Source organism: Hydrogenophaga sp., assembly GCF_030373245.1.
Taxonomy (GTDB): Bacteria; Pseudomonadota; Gammaproteobacteria; order Burkholderiales; family Burkholderiaceae_C; genus Hydrogenophaga.
The window spans coordinates 119806-139505 of sequence record NZ_JAUCZF010000004.1 but is presented as its reverse complement, the minus strand read 5'-3'; the positions used below and the strand labels follow the sequence as shown (position 1 = coordinate 139505).

General features: G+C 62.9%; 18 protein-coding genes. 7 read left to right on the top strand and 11 right to left on the bottom strand.

Annotated elements, in window-relative coordinates; translation table 11 throughout:
- Positions 1 to 14: 14 nt before the first annotated feature.
- The 11 genes from QUV25_RS10875 to QUV25_RS10825 form a co-directional block, all read right to left on the bottom strand.
- Positions 15 to 491 carry a DM13 domain-containing protein gene (locus QUV25_RS10875; protein ID WP_300863764.1) on the bottom strand — a complete coding sequence of 159 codons (477 nt, stop codon included), beginning with the start codon at positions 489 to 491 and terminating at the stop codon, positions 15 to 17.
- Positions 492 to 736: 245 nt separating this feature from the next.
- Complete coding sequence (locus QUV25_RS10870) at positions 737 to 1663, bottom strand: LysR family transcriptional regulator (protein WP_300863763.1); 927 nt, start codon at positions 1661 to 1663, stop codon at positions 737 to 739.
- A gap of 203 nt (positions 1664 to 1866) precedes the next feature.
- The gene (locus QUV25_RS10865) at positions 1867 to 2595 is read right to left on the bottom strand and encodes an amino acid ABC transporter ATP-binding protein (protein ID WP_300864221.1); all 729 of its coding nucleotides are present in this window, start codon (positions 2593 to 2595) and stop codon (positions 1867 to 1869) included.
- A gap of 37 nt (positions 2596 to 2632) precedes the next feature.
- The gene (locus tag QUV25_RS10860) at positions 2633 to 3325 is read right to left on the bottom strand and encodes an ABC transporter permease subunit (protein ID WP_300863761.1); all 693 of its coding nucleotides are present in this window, start codon (positions 3323 to 3325) and stop codon (positions 2633 to 2635) included.
- 54 nt (positions 3326 to 3379) lie between these two features.
- A complete protein-coding gene (locus QUV25_RS10855; RefSeq protein ID WP_300863760.1) occupies positions 3380 to 4114 on the bottom strand; it encodes an amino acid ABC transporter permease in 735 nt (244 codons plus the stop codon).
- Between the two features lie 53 nt (positions 4115 to 4167).
- Positions 4168 to 5043 (bottom strand): amino acid ABC transporter substrate-binding protein, encoded by an 876-nt coding sequence (locus QUV25_RS10850; RefSeq protein WP_300864219.1) that lies wholly within the window; start codon positions 5041 to 5043, stop codon positions 4168 to 4170.
- A gap of 435 nt (positions 5044 to 5478) precedes the next feature.
- Positions 5479 to 6288, bottom strand: coding sequence for an alpha/beta hydrolase (locus QUV25_RS10845; protein ID WP_300863759.1), 810 nt, complete (start codon positions 6286 to 6288; stop codon positions 5479 to 5481).
- Positions 6288 to 7589 (bottom strand): TRAP transporter large permease, encoded by a 1302-nt coding sequence (locus tag QUV25_RS10840; RefSeq protein ID WP_300863758.1) that lies wholly within the window; start codon positions 7587 to 7589, stop codon positions 6288 to 6290. Before QUV25_RS10840 ends, QUV25_RS10845 begins: the two co-directional genes overlap by 1 nt.
- A gap of 13 nt (positions 7590 to 7602) precedes the next feature.
- Positions 7603 to 8082, bottom strand: a complete 480-nt coding sequence (locus tag QUV25_RS10835) for a TRAP transporter small permease (protein ID WP_300863756.1) — start codon at positions 8080 to 8082, stop codon at positions 7603 to 7605.
- A gap of 30 nt (positions 8083 to 8112) precedes the next feature.
- Entirely contained in the window at positions 8113 to 9114 is a 1002-nt protein-coding gene (gene dctP, locus QUV25_RS10830) for a TRAP transporter substrate-binding protein DctP (RefSeq protein WP_300863755.1), read from the bottom strand.
- Positions 9115 to 9181: 67 nt separating this feature from the next.
- A complete protein-coding gene (locus QUV25_RS10825) occupies positions 9182 to 10195 on the bottom strand; it encodes a D-cysteine desulfhydrase (protein WP_300863753.1) in 1014 nt (337 codons plus the stop codon).
- A 257-nt stretch (positions 10196 to 10452) separates the two neighbouring features.
- Between QUV25_RS10825 and QUV25_RS10820 the strand changes: the two genes are divergently transcribed.
- The 7 genes from QUV25_RS10820 (at position 10453) to QUV25_RS10790 (ending at position 19680) form a co-directional block, all read left to right on the top strand.
- Positions 10453 to 11937, top strand: coding sequence for a potassium/proton antiporter (locus QUV25_RS10820; RefSeq protein WP_300863752.1), 1485 nt, complete (start codon positions 10453 to 10455; stop codon positions 11935 to 11937).
- Between the two features lie 93 nt (positions 11938 to 12030).
- Positions 12031 to 12786, top strand: a complete 756-nt coding sequence (locus QUV25_RS10815; protein ID WP_300863751.1) for a TetR/AcrR family transcriptional regulator — start codon at positions 12031 to 12033, stop codon at positions 12784 to 12786.
- On the top strand, positions 12783 to 13964 hold the full coding sequence (locus QUV25_RS10810) for an efflux RND transporter periplasmic adaptor subunit (protein ID WP_300863750.1): 1182 nt from the start codon (positions 12783 to 12785) through the stop codon (positions 13962 to 13964). Before QUV25_RS10815 ends, QUV25_RS10810 begins: the two co-directional genes overlap by 4 nt.
- A gap of 12 nt (positions 13965 to 13976) precedes the next feature.
- On the top strand, positions 13977 to 17171 hold the full coding sequence (locus tag QUV25_RS10805) for an efflux RND transporter permease subunit (protein WP_300863749.1): 3195 nt from the start codon (positions 13977 to 13979) through the stop codon (positions 17169 to 17171).
- A gap of 42 nt (positions 17172 to 17213) precedes the next feature.
- Positions 17214 to 17918, top strand: a complete 705-nt coding sequence (locus QUV25_RS10800) for a protein-L-isoaspartate O-methyltransferase (protein WP_300863747.1) — start codon at positions 17214 to 17216, stop codon at positions 17916 to 17918.
- Positions 17919 to 17942: 24 nt separating this feature from the next.
- Entirely contained in the window at positions 17943 to 18290 is a 348-nt protein-coding gene (locus tag QUV25_RS10795; protein ID WP_300863746.1) for a rhodanese-like domain-containing protein, read from the top strand.
- 79 nt (positions 18291 to 18369) lie between these two features.
- Positions 18370 to 19680: a TolC family outer membrane protein gene (locus QUV25_RS10790; protein ID WP_300864217.1), complete on the top strand. Its 1311-nt coding sequence runs from the start codon at positions 18370 to 18372 to the stop codon at positions 19678 to 19680.
- Positions 19681 to 19700 lie beyond the last annotated feature (20 nt).

The window sequence follows — 19700 nt, the reverse complement described above, 5'->3', positions numbered from 1 at the left end:
GCACAAGACATCAGCTACTTGTACCGAGCTGAGGTAATGAACTCACCGAAAGTCTCGCACCACACGATGACGGTCGTGTACTGCGAGGGATCCACGCCGGGCGGCACGGGTACCAAGAAGTTGTTGAAAGTCTTGACGTCACCCACCAGTGTCATGCGAGATTTCAAGCGATTGAAGTCGCGCTCTGTCTCAATGAACTCAGGCGACAGATAAAGCTTGTAGTCTGGTCCGGGAGCCAGCTTCCCCCGGTGAGAAATCGAAGTCGGGCTCACTGATACGGGTCCTTCACCCCAATGCAAGGCATCGCTGTCCTGGAGATCGCGCCGAAACTCTCCGGTGTAGGTGGCCGCGGCCGCCACCGCTGACACCTGGGCCTCGGTGGGCGCGTCTGGCGCAATGAGGATCGGCAGCGTGTAGATGCCACCCGCAAAACCGAGTGCGCCGACAATGCCATGGGATGCCAGCAGAAGGATGAAACTTTTCGTCTTCATGGGAATGATCTCCATCAACGGCGAGTGAGGCATTGTGCCCCGCGGCATTTGGTGGCCAGCGCAGAAGCCATGGATCGCCAGCTCTCAGAGCACGCTCGGTTGCTGGGCGCTGTGCAGTCTGCTTGGGCGAGAGCACGGAACACAGAATGCACCGAGCGGTGCAGCATTGGCTCAGGGACCCTCATGGGAGGGAATTTCATCGTCGCGATCCGCAAGGGTAAGGTAGCCATACCGAATGGGAAGAATCAAGCGATCGAGGAGCCAGGAATCCCCGAGTCTGTCATTCGCGCGACCATGAACTGGGTCAACAAATCTTGCAGGGCTTGGCCGCCGCGGCTGGCGAAATAGGCCATGATGATCAGCGGCACGGGCCGACCCACGGCACTGAGCTCGCACAAGGTGCCCGCCTTCAAATCCTGAGCGATCAAGGTCCGCGGAAGCCAGGCAGCCCCCTGATGGATCAGCGCCATTTCGCGCAAACCCAGACTGAACTCGCTGACGTACTGCACAGCCACCAGGCGGTCACGCATGAGTTCGGGCATTGCGTGAGCACGCACGGCCTGTCCAAAAAAGCTCTCTGGCGGAAAGCACAACAAGGGCAGTGGCTGACTAGGCTCCAGGAAATCGGCCGCCTCGCACAGCTTGGCGCTGGCAACCAGGACTAACGCATCTTCGCCCAGGGCGCAAGGAGTGGCCATTTGCGGCGGAACACCACTACCCGATTGCGGGCTCTCGTAGCTCACCAAGATATCGGCATGCCCGCGCGCCAGCAGGGCGAGGCACTCATCGCGGTTTTCTGAACGGATTCGAAAGCGCTGCTGGGGTATCTGCGCCCGCCATTGCTCCAGCAAGGTGGGCAAATAGGAAGCGGCGAGGCTGTGTTGCGCCACCATGACGAGGCCAGGACTGTGGGCTGCCTCAGATCGGAGTGAGGCGCGAAACTCGTACACACCCGTCGCCAGGCTTCGAAAGGCTGCCTCGTGTTGCAGGGCCAGCGGCGTGAAGCGCAGCGGTTTGCGCGAACGATCGATGAGATCCACCCCCAGCCACGCCTCCAGCAACTGAATGCGGCGAGAAAAGGCGGGCTGCGAAATGTGGCGCTTTTGTGCGGCGGCAGAAAAGCTGTCGGTTTCAATCAAGGCCAGGTAGTCGTCCAGCCACTTGAGTTCCATGGGCGCTCCGGTGAGTAATGCGATACCCTCAGTCTATTCGGTGCTCCAGTGAACCGGAGGTGCCGCAATCTGCTGATGAAAGGGCATCGGGTCCGCCGCGCACTATGCACCCATGCTCCTACACCTCAACGCCGGAAGGCGGCAGAAAGAACGCTTCGGATCCTGTGCTCGATATCCGGATTCAGTTCGAAAGGAACGGGGCTTCAGTGCTGCAAGATTTTCGACAGAAACGATTGCGCCCGTTCGCTGCATGGTGCACCAAAAAATTCTTCCTTGGTCGCATCCTCGACGATCTCGCCCTGGTCCATGAAGATCACGCGCTTGGCAACCCGCTGCGCAAAGCCCATTTCGTGTGTAACGACCATCATGGTCATGCCCTCCAGCGCCAGCTGCACCATCACGTCGAGCACTTCGTTGATCATCTCCGGATCGAGCGCCGACGTGGGCTCGTCGAACAGCATCGCAATCGGGTCCATGGACAAGGCCCGGGCAATCGCTACGCGCTGCTGCTGCCCGCCCGAGAGCTGGCCGGGAAACTTCTCCTTCTGAGCGATCAGGCCGACGCGATCGAGCAACCTCAGACCACGCTCCATGGCCTCATCTTCGCTGCGGCCGAGGACCTTGACCTGTGCCAGCGCCAGATTGCGGGTGATCGACAGGTGCGGAAACAGCTCGAAGTTTTGAAACACCATGCCAATGCGTGAGCGCAGCCGCGGCAGATCGGTGCCCTTGGCGCCCACGTCGATCCCGTCGACGGTGATGCGGCCCTTTTGAAAAGGCTCCAGCGCATTGACGGTCTTGATCAGGGTGGACTTGCCCGAGCCCGACGGGCCACACACCACCACGACCTCACCTTTGTCGACCTGGGTGGTGCAATCCTTGAGCACCTGGAAGCTGCCGTACCACTTGCTGACGTGGTCCATCTCGATCATGGGCATGTGGGTACTTTCATTTTGGATCTGACTGCGGTCAGCGTGCGATAGCGGTGCGCGCTTGCAGGCGTTTGACACCATAGGACAACAGCAGGCAGATGGCCAGGTAGACCATCGCCACAAACAGGTACATCTCAATCAGGCGGCCGTCGCGCTGGGCGATCTTGCTGGCAATGGTGACGAAGTCCGGCAACGAGATGATGTAGACCAGCGAAACGTCCTGGAACAGCACAATGGTCTGCGTGAGCAGCACCGGAGTCATGTTGCGAAAGGCCTGCGGCAGGACCACCTGAGACATCACCTGCCAGTAGTTCAGACCCAGCGCATAGCCAGCGGAGGCCTGCCCCTTGGGAATGCTCTGAATGCCTGCGCGCATGATCTCGCAGTAGTAGCAGGCCTCAAACAGGATGAAGGTGACCAGCGCAGACGTGAAAGCACCCACCTTGATCGGTGTCGGTGATCCGATGATCCAGGCGCCGATGTAAGGCACCAGAAAATAGAACCAGAAGATCACCAGCACCAGCGGAATCGAACGCAACCCGTTCACATAGACCGTGGCAGTCCATGAGAGCGCCTTGATCGATGACAAGCGCATCATCGCAAGCAAGGTGCCCAGGATGATGCCACCCACCATGGCCAGCACCGTGACCTGCGCCGTGAACGCCAGACCCTGAAAGATCAACACCTGCCAGCTGCGAGCGATGATGTCGAAGTCGAAATTTTCAAACATGGTGGCTCAGCCTTGTCCGATCGTTCAAGGTCGAGTGCAGCAGTCCGGGCGACGTCATGGCTTGCCACCCATGTAGCCGGGTACGGCCACCCGTTTCTCCAGCATGCGCATGGCCAGCACCACGACGCCGTTGACCGCGAGGTAAATCAGGGTGGCAGCTGTGAAGGCCTCAAACACCTGGAAGCTGAACTCCTGCATGGAACGAGCCCGCGCTGTGAGCTCCATCAGACCAATGGTCAACGCCACCGCGCTGTTCTTGATGATGTTCATGAACTCGCTGGTCATCGGCGGCAAGATGATGCGAAACGCCATGGGCAGCAAGACATAGCGGTATGTCTGCGAAAGCGTGAGCCCCAGCGCCGTGCCAGCGAGGGTCTGGCCGTGCGGCAAGGACTGAATGCCGGCCCGGACCTGCTCGGCCACTCTGGCCGAGGTGAAAAATGCCAGCGCCACGACGGCCGTCCAGAAGCTGGCGTTGGGCAGTTGCTTGACCCAGGTGCCGATGTCTTTGGGCAGGAGCTCGGGCACCACGAAGAACCAAAGAAACATCTGCACCAGCAGCGGCAGGTTGCGAAACACCTCCACATACGCGTTGGCCAGTCGCGGCAGCCAGCCACCCGAAAGGGTGCGCAGCGTGCCTACGACCGTACCCAGCAAAAGCGCGAAAACCCAGGCCGTCAGCGCAGTGGCCAGTGTCCAGTTGAGACCAAGCCACAGGGTGTGCAGGTAAGTACCGCTGGCATCTGGGGAAAGCTCCCAGAAAATGCCCCAGTTCCAGTTGTAGTTCATGTGCTCGCCATCACAACAGGACCCCGGAACGCGACCGATCCGGGGTCAGGGGCTTACTTGTAGACAGCCGGATCAGGGGAATCGGTCGGGTTGGCGATCACCCGCTTGAGCGCGTCGCCCATCGGGATGTTGAGGTTGATGCCCTTGGGTGGAATCGGCTGCTGGAACCACTTGGCGTAGATCTTGTTGATCTCGCCACTCTTCATCATCGCAGTCATGGCGCCATCGACCACCTTCTTGAAGGCAGGATCATCCTTGCGCAACATGATGCCGTAGGGCTCAACGGAAAGGGCATCGGCGGAGATCTGCCATTGATCAGGGGTGGGGTGGTTGGCGGCCAGGCCAGCAAGCAAGATGTCATCCATGATGAAGGCTGCGGCTCGACCGGTGCCCACCATCAAGAACGATTCAGCGTGGTCTTTGGCAGCCAGAATATTCAAGCCCAGATTCTGCGCCGCGTTCAATTCGGTGATCTGCTTGATGTTGGTCGTACCTGAGGTCGAGACCACGGTCTTGCCTTTGAGATCGGACAGGGTCTTCAGGTTATCGGCCTTCTTGGAGATGAAGCGGTTGGCCGTCACGAAGCTCGTCATCGTGTAGGCAACCTGCTGCTGGCGTGCAGCGTTGTTGGTGGTGGAGCCGCACTCGATATCGATCGTGCCGTTGGCCAACAGCGGAATGCGGGTGGCGCCCGTGACAGGCTGCATGAGCACCTTCAGGCTGGACATCTTGAGTTCGGCCTTGATGGCGTCGATGACCTTGGCGCACAAATCCAGAGAGTAGCCCATGGGCTGCTGCTTGTCATCCAGGTAGGAAAACGGGATGGAAGCATCCCGGTGGCCAACGGTGATGCTGCCGCTGCTCTTGATCTTGGCCAGCGTGCCCGTGTCTTGCGCGAAGCTGGGCGTCGCGCCGAAAGCCAGAGCCATCGCGCCTGCCAGGGCTGAGGTCCGCAGCACCTGCTTGATTGAAATACGCTTGGTCATCGAAATGCTCCTAGTCATGGTGTGAAGGCGATCGGGTTCAAACCCTTTCTACCCGGTGAATGCCGCCTGATTTTCTGCGGCGAAAACTTCTGGAATGCCCCAACATACAGCGCCTATCCCAGTTCCGTGAAACCAACCATTGCGGCAACCGGAACGATCCAGTGGAAAGAAACCCCCCAGGTGTTTTTCGTCATGGGGAGCGCGCACCAGATACGGCGGCAAGACTGGTTCGCTCGCAAGATATGTCGACATGCGGACTTCGCTCAGTCGGACCAAATGGCACTCGAATTTCATCGGTCGCCTGTTGAACAGATTTTCGAACCATCATCAAGCAATCTTTGTGCCTTGAGAGACGCGTCGCCGAAGAAGACTGACGTCTCAGGCCGTTGCACCTCGCGACGTCGGCTGGTTGCTGGGACCCAGTAAGAAATCCAGCACCAGGGCGTGAAAGAGCTTCGGGTATTCAAGGTGAAGCGCATGAGAGCAATGAGGTAGCACGGCCAACGAGGCCCCTTGAATCTGGCGCCACAGGGTCTCGACCTGGGCCCACTGGTAGCTGCGGTCCTGGTCCCCCCAGACGATGAGTGTGGGCTGGGTGATCTGAGACAGGTGACCTCGGCCATCCCAGCGCTCCATCGCCCAAAGTCCGGCTTCAGCCGCTTGCGCACTGGCTTGTGCCGCCAGATCTCCCAGCGCTTGGGCCATGGGCGAGGCCTCGCGATGCAGCAACCAGGTGGCGCTGATGCGCCGCGCCGTGGCATCAACCCCGTCTTGCGCAAGCCGCTCGCGTGAGCGCGCCATGGTTTCAAAACGCCCAGGCAACAAGCCCAGGGGCCCGGTGCCATACAGCACCAGGCGATTGACGCGCTCCGGCGCAAGGCGAACGACCTCTTGCACGATCATGCCGCCCATCGAATGACCCAGCAGATGGAAGCGCTGCACGCCCAACCCATCCAGACAGGCCAGTACCGCTTGCGCATAGCCCGTGATCTGATCGGGCGATGTCAGGTGACGGCTCTTGCCAAAACCAGGCAAGTCCATGGCGACCACATCCAGGCTCGGGCTCATGGCCTGGACCTCGGCGGCCCACTGGCTGGATCCACCCAGGTAACCATGCACCAGGACCAGCGTTTCACCGCTGCCGGCGCGCTCAACGTGAAGGGTTTCAGGCGCGGTGGAAGCCGTCATCATTTCATGACCGAGGGCAACCACAGGGCCACGTCGGGCAAGGCGATGACCAGGGCGATCAAGACCACCATACACGCCAGGAACGGCAGGCAGCCGATGATCACGTCGCTGATCGGTATCTTTCCTCGACTGATGCCCTGTATCACATAGAGGTTGAGCCCCACAGGCGGCGTGAGCACCGCGATTTCCATGGTGATGGTGAACACGATGCCGAACCAGATGAGGTCGAAGCCGGCCGCGTGCATGAGCGGGTAGATAGTGGGCAGGGTGATGAAGGTCATCGACACCGGCTCCAGAAACATGCCCAGAATCACGTAGAAAGCGATCACGATGGCCAGCACGGCGTAAGGGCTCAGTTCGTAGGACATGAACAGTTCGGTGAACTGCTGGGGCACCCGGTAATAGGTGAGGACGAAGCCAAACAGCACGCCAGCAGACAGCAGCAAGCCCAGGTAGCCCATGGTCCGCATGGTGGCCAGCAGCGACTCGTTGAACCCCTTGAAGCTGAGCCCACCCACCCAGAAAGCCAGCACCGTGGTGACGAGGGCCGCTACGGCTGCCGCTTCGGTGGGGGTGGCGATACCGGTGTAGATGGATACCGTGATCACCAGGCCGATGATAAAGATGGGACCCACAGCGAGCAGCAGGTCGCGCACGCTGGCACGCGGGGATTCTTCAGCATTGGGAATGTGGCTGGGGTACATCCGTCCCCAGATGTAGACCACCAGCGCAAACAGACTTACCAGCACCAGCCCTGGAATGACGCCGGCAATGAACAGGTCACCAATCGACTGGTCGGTCACGATGCCGTAGAACAGCAGAATGAGGCTGGGCGGAATGAGTACGCTGAGCGTGCCGCCTGCGGCCAGCACGCCGCTGGACAGTCGCGGGTTGTAGCCCAACTTCATCATCTGCGGCAGGGCCACGCCACCGATGGTGAGCGAGCCCACCATGGACGAGCCGCACACCGCGCCGAATCCGGCGCAGGCGGCAATGCTGCCGTACGCGGCAGAGCCTCGCACCCGCACGCCCTTGTGCATGAACTGGTACAGGTTGGGCCCGATATTCGACCTGCCTATCAACTCCCCGAGAAATACGAACAGGGGCACCGCCAGCAGGATGTAGTCGATCCACACGCCCCACAGCTTGAGCTGCGTGCTCACCAGCGCGGTAGACCATCCCTGGATGTGCAGCAGAAAGGGCAGGGAAGCCAGAGCCAGGGCAAATGGGATGGGGAGCCCGATGCCGATGAACAGCACAAGAAGCCCCAACAGACCGAGCCCGACGTGATACCACTCCATAGTGAACTCCGGCTCAGTGCCTTGAATGGGACGCGCTGGTGCTGAAAACCACCGCCAGGAATCGCACACCTGCGTACAACGTGAAAAGGAACAGAGCCAGCGTGCCGGGTAACCAGAACAGGTACCGAGGCCAAAGCAGAATTTCAGAGGCGGAGCCCGAATCGAAGGCGCGGTAGGTGGCGTTGGCTGCGGCTATGGAGAAGAACACACCCACCACCAGCATAAGCAGCAGGTTGAAAGCCTCCAGCGCGCGGCGTGCCCGTGGCCCCAGCGCATCCATCAGGAACGACACCTTGGGATAGGCGTTCTCCTTCAGTGCAAACGCCAGGCCCAGAAAGGCCGCCGGGAACAGCAGCATGGCGGTGGCTTCCGTGACCGTACCGTCCGGTTTGCCCAGTACATAGCGCACGAATACACCGTAGGAGATCCACAGCGTCTGCACCACAATGATCGCCGCACCCAGAGCGGCCAGCCCGACAGCCAGCCTTTCCATACCGCGTTGGATATCGGCAAGCATGTGGGTTCAGAGCGCGTTCTTGCTGAACAGCGCGCGCACTTTTCCGGCCAGCTCGGGGCCGCAGCCGGCATCCACCTCGCCGGTCCACTTGCCCACCACACTGTTGAGCAAGGCCTTGCGCTTGTCGGCAGCGATCTTGGTCACGGTGCCGCCTTGCTTTACCGCGTCAGCCATGCTCTCGTCCACCCAGCGCTCGTACTGCGGCTTGAGCCAGACTTCCGATTCTGCGGCCGCTGCCTGCAGGGCCTTCTGATCGGCCGGCGAGAGCGCGTCGAACTTGCGCTTGCTGATCATGTACTGGATGTTGCCGTAGAACAAGTTGGACTGGACCATGTGCGGCATCACACCCCACAGCTTCCAGGCGCTGTAGGTGGCCACACCCATGTTGATGCCATCCACCACGCCGCGCTCTGCGGACTGGAATACTTCCTTGGGAGCAATGAACACCGGCTTGCCGCCCCAGGTTTCGATCATCATCGAAACCATCGGCCCGATGGAGCGCACCAGCTTGCCGTCGAGCTTGGCCAGATCGGTGTTGGCGTTCTTGAACCACCACTCCTGGTCGTAGGAGTAGTTGGAGTTGATGAGAGGCACCAGTCCTGCCTTGGCGGCTTCAGGGGCAATCAGGGCGGCATAGGCAGCATCGAGTTCGATCTGCTTTTTCATGTCGATGGCCACCGGGTACAGGGAAGTGACCCGGTAGCAGGGAAGGCGCTTGTCGGCAGAGACCCAGCTGATGTCGGACACTCCGCCCAGCATGGCGTCCACACCCTCGCTCCAGCCGTGCAGGGTGGAGGAAGGGAAGACTTCCACTTTCACGCGACCGCTGGTCTTGGCGCTGACCAGTTCCGCAAACTTCTTGAAGCCCTGGTAACGAATGTCGACCTCGTTCACATAGGTGGAAAGGCGCAACGTGGTGGATTGTGCGTGCGCCGCAGTCGTCACGGCCGTGGCAGCACACGCCAGCACCGTAGCGCGCAGCAGCAGGGGAGAGGTCGTCTTTTGCATCGTGATTACTCCTGTTGTATGAACCAAAAAAAATCCACTCTGCCGCGCCCGCCTTCGGTGCGGCAGATCAACCCTGCGGGCTGGTCAGATCAAACACCTGCCTGTACCCAAACAAAGCGACCGATCCACCGGTGTGCAGAAAGACCACGTTGTCGGTTGACTTGAAATGCCCTTTGCGAACCAGGTCGATCAGTCCGGCCATGCCCTTGCCCGAATACACCGGGTCGAGCAACAGGCCTTCGGTACGAGCCAGCAACTCCACCGCCTCCACCATGCCTGGCGTGGGCTTGCCGTAACCAGGGCCGACGTAATCACAATTGGCGACCACCAGCTCCCGGGGGACACCGCCGCGCATGCGCATGTGGTCTGCCGTGCGGCAGGCCAGGTCGTGCACCATGGACTCCTGCTTTTCCCGGGGTGCGCGCGTGCCAATGCCCAGCAGCTTGATGTCGCTGTTGACCGCGTGCAGCCCAGCCACCAGCCCTGCCTGGGTGCCCGCGCTGCCGGTGGCATGCACCAGGTAGTCGATCTTCAAGCCCCGCGCCGCCGCCTGACTCACCAGCTCCATGGCCGCGTTGACATAGCCCAGCGCGCCCACCGGAGTTGAGCCGCCACCCGGAACCACGTAGGGTCGCGCGCCGTCGGCCTTCATGCGCTCTGCCACCTGTTCCATCTGCTGCTGCATGTTGGTGCCACCCGGGTGCCGCTCCACCGTGGCGCCGTGCAGGCCATTGAGCAGCACATTTCCGTTGTCGGTGTAGTCCGGATCGGAGCTGCCGGTGCGGTCTTCCAACAGGATGTGGCACTTCATGCCCAGCTTGGCCGCCGCGGCCGCGGTCTGGCGCGCGTGATTTGACTGCGTTGCCCCCTGGGTGAGCACCACGTCGGCGCGGGCGGCAACTGCTTCGGCCATCAGGTACTCAAGCTTGCGTGTCTTGTTGCCACCGCTGGAAAGCCCGGTGCAGTCGTCCCGCTTGACCCACAGTCGCGGTCCACCCAGCAAAGCGGTGAGATTGCCCATGGCCTCCAGCGGCGTTGGAAAGTGCCCGAGCTGGATACGTGGGAAAAGGGACAGGTCCATCGACAACTTTCAATATTCAAGCAATTGGAAAGATGATGTTCCAGTCAATCCCCCTTGTCTAATCGATTTATCGGTTTATATTTTTCGTTTTCTGCATAGTTACCAACGGGAAAACCCCAACAACATGCAGCTTTCATGCCCGAAAATTGTTGGCAACTCGCACTGCAACAGTGCGCGCCTCCAAGCGCAAAGGCCGGAACGCCATGCACCGAAGGACGCCTTCTTTCCAGGCCGCGCTTATCTGATAGCGTCGACCCATGGCCCTCTCGCTTGACTTCCTCACCCTGCCGCTGCTGATTGCGGCGGGGCTGGTGTTCGTGAGCGTGCTGGCTGGGGTCTTTTCCGCTCGGGCCGGGTTTTCATTTCTGCTGGTGTTTCTGGTCGCGGGCACGCTGGCCGGGGTGGACGGACCGGGCGGACTCGTGTTTGACGACTTCCGGCTGAGCTTTGTGGTGGGCAACGTGGCGCTGGCGGTGATCCTGCTGGACGGTGGGCTGCGCACCGACTTCACCACCTTTCGAACCGGACTCAAGCCTTCGCTGCTGCTGGCCACGCTGGGTGTCCTGGTCAGCGCGGGCGTCACGGGGGCGGCGGCCTGGTGGTTGCTGGACCTGAGCTGGCCACTGGCCCTGCTGCTGGGTGCCATCGTGGGCTCGACCGACGCCGCGGCGGTGTTTTCACTGCTCAAATCCTCGGGCGTGAAGCTCAACGAGCGGGTGGCGGCCACGCTGGAGATCGAGTCGGGCATGAACGACCCGATGGCGGTTTACCTCACGCTGACCTTCATCGGCGTGGCACTCGTGGCCACCACGGCGCCAGTGGCTGGCGCCGGGCTGGACGCGATGCAGGTGCTGCGCTCGCTGCTGCTGCAGTTCGGCTGGGGCGCTGCGCTGGGTGTGGCCAGCGGCTTTGCACTGGCCGAGCTGCTCAAGCGCCTGGGCCGCGGCGAAGATGGCGGGGGCGGCATTCGCGCGCTGCTCGTGGTGTCGGCCGGGCTCACCGTGTTTGCAGGTACCACCTGGCTCGGTGGGTCGGGCTTTCTGGCGGTGTATGCCATGGGCGTGATCACCGGCAACCGAGCACGCCGACTGGTGCGCTCCTCGCTCTCGGCCATGGACGGTTACGCCTGGCTCATGCAAGCGAGCATGTTCTTGCTGCTAGGCTTGCTGGTGACGCCGACCGAGTTGCTGCGCACCCTCTGGCCTGCACTGGGTGTGTCGCTGGTGCTGATGCTGGTGGCGCGGCCACTGTCGGTGTGGCTTTGCCTGGCGCCGCTGCACTTCGAGCGGCGCGAGATCGCTTTCATCTCCTGGGTGGGGCTGCGCGGCGCGGTGCCGATTGTGCTGGCGGTGTTCCCGGTGATGGCGGGCGTGCCGGGGGCACAGATATTCTTCAACGTGGCCTTTGTGGTGGTGCTGGCTTCTTTGCTGCTGCAGGGCTCCACCATCGCCTGGAGCGCTCGCCGCCTGGGCGTGGTGCTGCCCGATCCGGAAGACGAGGCGAAGACCCGCGAGGTGTTCGGCGATTTCGTGCTCGACGCGTCGGTACCGGTGGGTCAGCTGTGCGCGTTTTACGGCCTGCCCACCCCGCCCAAGCCGGAGCAATCCGTGGGCGACTGGCTGGCGCTCACGCTGCATCGCCCGCCGGTGGCAGGAGACAGTGCGCACCTGGGCCACGCCGAACTCAGCGTTCGCAGCATGGCCGGTGGGCGGATCCGGCAGGTGGGCATCAAGCTGGAGTGACCCGCCCCCGCACCCGGCCGGGTTGACTTTTCGCAAGGGCGAGGAGAGCGCTTGCGGTACATTAATAACCCATCGGTCATTAACCACCTCTCCATGCCCGTCCACCGCCCCGCGCCTGCCCCGCGCGCGCCTGCCCCTCCCGCAGCTAAGGCGCAGCCACGGCATGAGCGCCGCAAAGAGGCGCGCCCGGGCGAGTTGCTGGAGGCCGCGCTTTCCTTGTTCGTGGAAAAGGGTTTTGCCGCCACACGAGTGGAAGAAGTGGCAGCCCGCGCTGGCGTGTCCAAGGGCACGCTGTTCCTTTACTTTCCCAGCAAGGAAGAGCTGTTCAAGGCGCTGGTGCGCCAGACCATCTCAGGACGATTCACCGAGTGGAACGAGGAACTCAAGCATTTCAATGGCAGCAGCGCCGAACTGGTGCGCTACTGCATGCACTCCTGGTGGGAGCGCATTGGCATGACCAAGGCCGCAGGCATCAGCAAGCTGGTGATGAGCGAGGCCGGCACGTTTCCGGAGATCGCAGCGTTCTACCAGCAAGAGGTGATCGGCCCGGGCCACGACCTGCTCAAGCGGGTGCTGCAGCGCGGTGTGGACAGTGGCGAGTTCAGGCCCATGGCCATGGAGTACGCGGTTTACAGCCTGATCGCCCCGATGATCTTCCTGCTGATGTGGCAACACTCACTTGCACCCTGCTGTCCGGCCAACCAGCAGATCGAGCCGGTAGGCTTCATCGACAGCCAGCTTGATCTGCTGCTCGGCGGCATGCTCGCGCCGGCATTGACGCCCTCCTCCGCGGTCAAAACGTCTAAGAAAACCCCGCCCAAGTCGAAACCCCGGATCCAGACACCATGAACGCCCCGACACGCCGAACCGCCTGGATCAAATGGTTGTTGCTCGCCCTGCTCGTGCTCGGTGTCGCGCTGGGTGTCGCCCGGGCCTTGCAAAAGCGCGCGACACAAACGGCAGCCGCCAGCGCAGCCGCGCAGGCATTACAGACCGACCCGGTGTTTCAGCTGCGACCGCAGGACGTGACCACGGTGCAAACGCTGGCGCTGGACCAGTCCGTGGCCGTCTCGGGCTCGCTGCGTGCGGTGCAAACGGCGCTCATCAAAGCGCGCGTGGCCGGTGAGCTGCAGGGCCTGAGCAAACGCGAGGGCGACACGGTGCGCGCTGGCGAGGTGGTGGCGCGCATCGACAGCACCGAGGCGCAGGCCAGGGTGCGGCAGGCCGAGCAGCAGGCCGCCGCGGCCCGGGCTCAGGTGGCGATCGCGCAGCGCGCTTTTGACAACAACCGGGCGCTCGTGCAGCAGGGATTCATCTCGGCCACCGCGCTGGAGACCACCAGCGGCAACCTCGCCACAACGCAGGCCAACCACCAGGCGGCGCTGGCAGCGCTGGACATCGCCCGCAAATCGCTGGGCGACACGGTGTTGAGGTCGCCACTCGCCGGCCAGGTGGCCGCACGCATGGTGCAAAACGGCGAGCGCGTGGGTGTGGACACGCGGGTGCTTGAGGTGGTGGACCTCTCGGGCTTCGAGATCGAAGCCGCGCTGTCGCCGGCCAATGCCGCCCAGGTGCAGATCGGACAGTTGGCGCGCTTGCAGGTGGAAGGTCTCAGTTCGCCGGTGAAGGCCACCGTGGCGCGCATCAACCCCAGCGTGCAGGCGGGCAGCCGAAGCGTGCTGATCTACCTGGGCGTGCCTGCCGCAGCAGGCATGCGCCAGGGTCTGTTTGTGCAGGGTTCGATCGTGACCGCGACACTCAATGCGCCGGCGGTGCCGCTGTCCTCGGTGCGCAACGACAAGCCCCAGCCTTACATCCAGGTGGTGCGCGACGGCGCCATCGCCCACGTGCCGGTGCCCCTGACGCGCCAGGCTCAGCATGGAGGCGAGCCCATGGTGGTGATCGAGGGGGTGAGCGCCGCGCCAGTGGGCGCGACCGTGTTGCGGGCGCAGGCCGGCCTGATCCGCGAGAGCACAGCCGTCACATTGCCCGACGCAAGCGCGACGGACGTGAAGCCTGCCAACTGAGCGCCGCCTGCCATGTGGTTCACCCAGGTCTCCTTGCGCAACCCGGTCTTTGCGACCATGGTCATGCTCGCCCTGATGGTGCTGGGTGTTTTCTCTTACCAGCGACTGCAGATCGACCAGTTCCCCAACATCGACTTCCCGGTGGTCGTGGTCACCACCGAATACCCTGGCGCCTCGCCCGAGATCATCGAGTCGGAGGTGACGAAGAAAGTCGAGGAAGCGGTCAACGCAATTGCTGGCGTGAACGCGCTGTCTTCGCGGAGCTTCGAGGGGCAGTCGGTGGTCATCATCGAATTCCAGCTGCATGTGGACGGACGCAAGGCGGCCGAGGATGTGCGCGAAAAAATCGCCATCCTGCGCCCGGGGTTTCGCGACGAGGTGAATGAGCCGCGGGTCTTGCGGTTCGACCCGGCGAGCCGCTCGGTGTGGTCAGTTGCTCTGCTGCCAACCGAAGTGGGTGGTCGATCGCCCTCCGCGGTGGAGCTCACGACCTGGGCCGAGCAGACGCTCAAGAAACGGCTGGAGAACGTGCGCGGCGTCGGTTCGGTAACACTGGTGGGTGGCACCCGACGCACAGTCAACATCGATCTCGATTCCAAGGCCATGGAGGCACTGGGCGTGACCGCCGACCAGATCGCCGCGGCGGTGCGCACCGAGAACCAGGACCTGCCGGTGGGCACGCTCAAAACCGCAGAGCGCGAGCGCGTGGTGCAGATGCTCTCGCGCCTGCAAAACCCGCAGGACTTTGGCTCCATCATCGTCGCGCGCCGCGGCGGCAGTCCGGTGCGGCTGGATCAAGTGGCCCAGGTGAGCGACGGCACCGAGGAGGTGGAGAGCCTGGCGCTCTACAACGGCCAGCGTACGTTGCTGCTGCAGGTGCAGAAAGCGCAGGACGAGAACACGATTGCGGTGGTCGACGGCCTGAATGCGGCGGTAAACCAGCTGCAGGCCGAGCTGCCTCCCGGTGTGACGCTGGAGCCGGTAGCCGACGGCTCACGACCCATCCGGGTCTCGGTGAACAACGTGCGTCAGACGTTGATCGAGGGTGCGGCGCTCACCGTGCTGATCGTTTTCCTGTTCCTGAACTCGTGGCGCTCCACCGTCATCACCGGCCTCACGCTGCCGATCGCGCTGGTCGGCACGTTCTTCTTCATGAACCTGTTCGGTTTCACCATCAACATGATCACGCTGATGGCGCTCACGCTGTCGGTGGGTCTTCTGATCGATGACGCCATCGTCGTGCGCGAAAACATCGTGCGCCACGTGCAAATGGGCAAGACGCCTTACCAGGCCGCCATGGACGGCACGCAGGAGATCGGCCTGGCGGTGTTGGCGACCACGCTGTCCATCGTGGCGGTCTTCCTGCCGATCGGCTTCATGGGCGGCATCATCGGGAAGTTTTTCCACGAGTTCGGCATCACCATGGTGGCCGCCGTGCTGATCTCGATGTTCGTGAGCTTCACGCTCGACCCCATGCTCTCCAGCATCTGGCACGACCCGGAGATTGATAAGCACGGCAAGTACGCCGCGCCCGTCAGCTTCTACGACAAGACCATTGGCAGGGTGACCAGCTGGTTTGATCGGGTGCAGGACGACTTGACCGAGACCTACCAGGGCGCGCTGCGCTGGTCGCTCAAGCACAAGCTGGTGACGCTGCTGATGGCGCTCTCCACCTTTGTGGGCAGCCTGTTCCTGGTACCGCTGCTGGGCACAGAGTTCGTGCCCAAGGCCGACTTTTCTGAAACCTCGGTGAGCTTTCACACGCCGGTGGGCTCCTCGCTGCAGGCCACCGAGGCCAAGGCGCGGCAGGTGGAAAGCGTGCTGCGCGAGTTTCCCGAGGTGCGCTACACGCTGTCGACCATCAACACTGGCAACGCTCAGGGAACAATCTACGCCAACATCTATGTGCGCCTGGTGGATCGCAAGGACCGCACGCTCAGCGTGGACGCCATGTCGGCCCGACTGCGCGAACGGCTGCGAACCATCTCGGGCATCACCGTGACCCACGTCGGCCTGCTCGACGCGGTGGGTGGCAACAAGCAGGTGGAATTTTCGCTGCAGGGCGATGACCTAGCCGAACTGGAGCGGCTCACCCAGCAGGTGATGGAGCGCATCCGCCCGATCGTGGGTCTGGTCGACCTGGACGCCAGCGTCAAACCCGACAAGCCCACCGTGGATGTACGGCTCAATCGCGATCTGGCGTCAGACGTCGGCCTTAACCCTGGCGCGGTGGCGAGCAGCCTGCGCACACTGGTCGCCGGGCAGACGGTGGGCAACTGGCGTGCGGCCGATGGCGAGAGCTACGACGTGACCGTGCGCCTGGCGCCAGATCAGCGCGAGCGCACCAGCGACCTCGCGCAACTGCCGCTGGTCGTGGGCGCAGCGGCCGATGGCACAGCGCGCGTGGTGCGGCTGGCGCAGGTAGCCGAAGTGATCGAAGGGACGGGACCGAACCAGATCAACCGGCGCAACCTCAACCGCGAGGTGGCGATCAATGCCAACGTGTATGGACGCTCGGCGGGCGAGGTCTCGGGCGAAATTCGGAAGGCGCTCGACAGCATGAGCTTCCCACCCGGCTACCGCTATGAGTTCGGCGGTTCTACCAAGAACATGCAGGAGTCGTTTGGCTATGCGGTCTCAGCGCTCGCGCTGGCGGTGATCTTCATCTACATGATCCTGGCCAGCCAGTTCCAGAGTTTCCTGCAGCCGCTGGCGCTGATGACCTCGCTACCTCTGACCCTGATCGGCGTGGCGCTCGCGCTGCTGATGTTCGGCTCGACCATGAGCATGTTCTCGGTGATCGGCATCGTGCTGCTCATGGGCCTTGTGACCAAGAACGCCATCCTTCTGGTGGATTTCGCCATCCGCGCCCGCAACGGCCTGGACGGTGCGCCGCCGCTGGACCGAGAAAGCGCACTGCTTCTGGCGGCCCGTGTTCGATTGCGTCCGATCCTCATGACCACGCTGGCCATGGTGTTCGGTATGGTGCCACTGGCCTTTGCACTCACCGAGGGCTCGGAGCAGCGCGCCCCCATGGGCCAGGCGGTGATCGGTGGGGTGATCACCTCCTCCGTGCTCACGCTGGTGGTGGTGCCCGTGGTGTACTGCTACATGGACGATCTGGCCCGTTGGTTGCGTCGGGTGTTCGGCGCACGCCCGGCCGAAACCACCCCGGCTGTCAGCGGTTCCACAGATGGCGCTCGCTAAAATGGTCCAACCTGGTTTAAGATACCCCCCGGAGTACATGAAATGACATCCCCGAACCCGACAACGACCGAATCGTTTGAGCAAGCTCGCTTCAACATGATCGAGCAGCAGATCCGCCCCTGGGAGGTGCTGGACGCTCGCGTGCTGCGACTGCTGGGAGAAATCCGCCGGGAAGACTTTGTGCCCTCCGCGCACCGCGCCCTGGCATTTGCCGACATGGAGCTTCCGCTGACCCATCCGGCAGTGGACGGTCAGGTGATGCTGCCGCCGCGCGTTGAAGCCCGGCTTCTGCAGGACCTAGACATCCAGCCCACCGACAAGGTACTGGAAGTGGGCGCGGGCAGCGGGCACATGGCGGCGCTGCTGGCCAGCCTGGCGCAGCGCGTGGTATCGCTGGAAATCGATGATGGCCTTGCGCGCACTGCCCGGGCCAACCTGCAGCGCGCCGGCATCACCAACGCCGATGTGCGCCTGGCCGACGCCACAGCGCAGAACTTTGCCGCCTGCGCCAGCGAAGCGCCCTGGAACGTGATCTTGCTCAGCGGCTCGGTGGCCGAGATTCCCCCTGCCCTGCTGGCGCTGCTGGCACCCGGTGGAAGGCTCGCGGCGATCGTGGGATACGAGCCGGTGATGCGTGCCACCATCGTCACCCGCACCGGCGAAGCCTCGTTCACCACCGCGCAACCCTGGGACACGATGGCCCCGCGCCTGCGCCACTTCCCCGAACCCTCGCGTTTCCAGTTCTGATCCTGCGCCGAGCGCAGCACAACCATGCAGTCCATCCACCCAGCCCAGATCGACCAGTGGCTAGCGCAGGCCCGAGAGGCCGCCCCCGGCCAGACGCCCTTGGTACTCGACGTGCGCGAGCCCTGGGAACTTCAAACGGCTTCCGTCAAGCCCGACGGCTTTGAACTCATGGCCATGCCCATGCGAAGCGTGCCCGCACGCTTCGCTGAACTCGACCGCCACCGGCCGATCGCCTGCCTGTGCCACCATGGCGCGCGCAGCGCCCAGGTGGTGCATTTTTTGACCAACCAGGGATTTGACCAGGTGATCAACATCCACGGCGGCATCAACGCCTGGTCGCACGAACGCGACCCGGGTGTGCCCCTGTACTGAAGTCGCCCAGACGCTCCAAGGAAAGCCCGTGAACCAGCTCCACACATCCCTCGCCCGACCGCGCTTCTCGCGCCCTGCCCTGAGCCGGCTGACGGCGGGCATCTGCCTGGCGCTGGGGTTCGGCACGGTCCAGGCCCAAAGCCTGGTGGAGCTGTACGAAGCAGCGCGCGGCTTTGACGCCACCTACCTCTCTGCCCGTTCGCAGTTTGATGCCAGCGTGGCTCGGGCCGAGCAGGCGCGCGCTGGCCTGCTGCCACAGGTGGGCTTGGGCGCAGGCGCCAACTGGACCAACCGCAACAGCTCGGTGGCGGCGCTCGACGGCACCAGCAACAGCCAGAACGTGACCCTCTCGGCCAGCCAACCGCTTTACCGCCCGGCCAACCGGATCACCAACGACCAGGGACAGCGCTCGGTAGAAGTGGCCAAGGCGCAGCTGCAGGCGGCCGAGCAAGACCTGATCGTGCGCACCACACAGGCCTACTTTGACGTGCTCGCAGCCGAAGACACGCTCACCTTCGTGAAGGCCCAAAAAGCCGCGGTGTCCGAACAGCTGGCGGCCGCCAAACGCAATTTTGAAGTCGGTACCAGCACCATCACCGACTCGCGCGAGGCACAGGCTCGCTTCGACCTGGTGACGGCTCAAGAAATTGCCGCCGAAAACGATCTGCGCGTGAAGAAGCTTGCGCTGGACCAGCTGGTGGGCAAGAGCGGTACCGCTCCCAAGCCGCTGGTCGCGCCAGTGGTGCTGCCACCGCTGACTCCCGCCGATCCGCAGGCCTGGGTGAGCCAATCGGAAACCCTCAGCCCCAATGTGTTGCAGGCGCAAAAAGGCCTGGAGATTGCGCAGCTTGAAACCCAGAAGGCCGAGGCTGGTCACCTGCCCACGCTGGACCTCGTGGGCCAGTACCAGATCGCCCGCGGACCTTCTGGCATCAGCACGATCCCTGGCACCGTCCGCAACAACAACGCGACGGTGGGGGTGCAGTTCAACATGCCACTGTTCGCTGGCTACGCCATCCAGAATCGCGTCAAAGAAACCCTGTCACTGGAGGAGAAAGCCCGCACCGATCTCGAAGCCGCCAAGCGCGCCGTGGCCCAGGCCACCCGCAGCGCCTATTTCGGCGTGCTCTCCGGCCAGAGCCAGGTCAAGGCCCTGGAGGCAGCGGAATCCTCCAGCCAGAGCGCGCTGGAGGCCAACCAACTGGGTTACCAGGTCGGCGTTCGAATCAACATCGACGTGCTCAACGCCCAAAGCCAGCTGTTCCAGACCAAGCGCGACCTGGCGGTGGCACGTTACAACGTTCTGATCGGAGGCCTGCGCCTGAAGCAGGCGAGCGGGCAACTGAAGGCTGAGGACCTGCAGGGGGTCAACGCGTTGATGGTGCGGTGAGCGGTTTAGGCGCTTGGCTA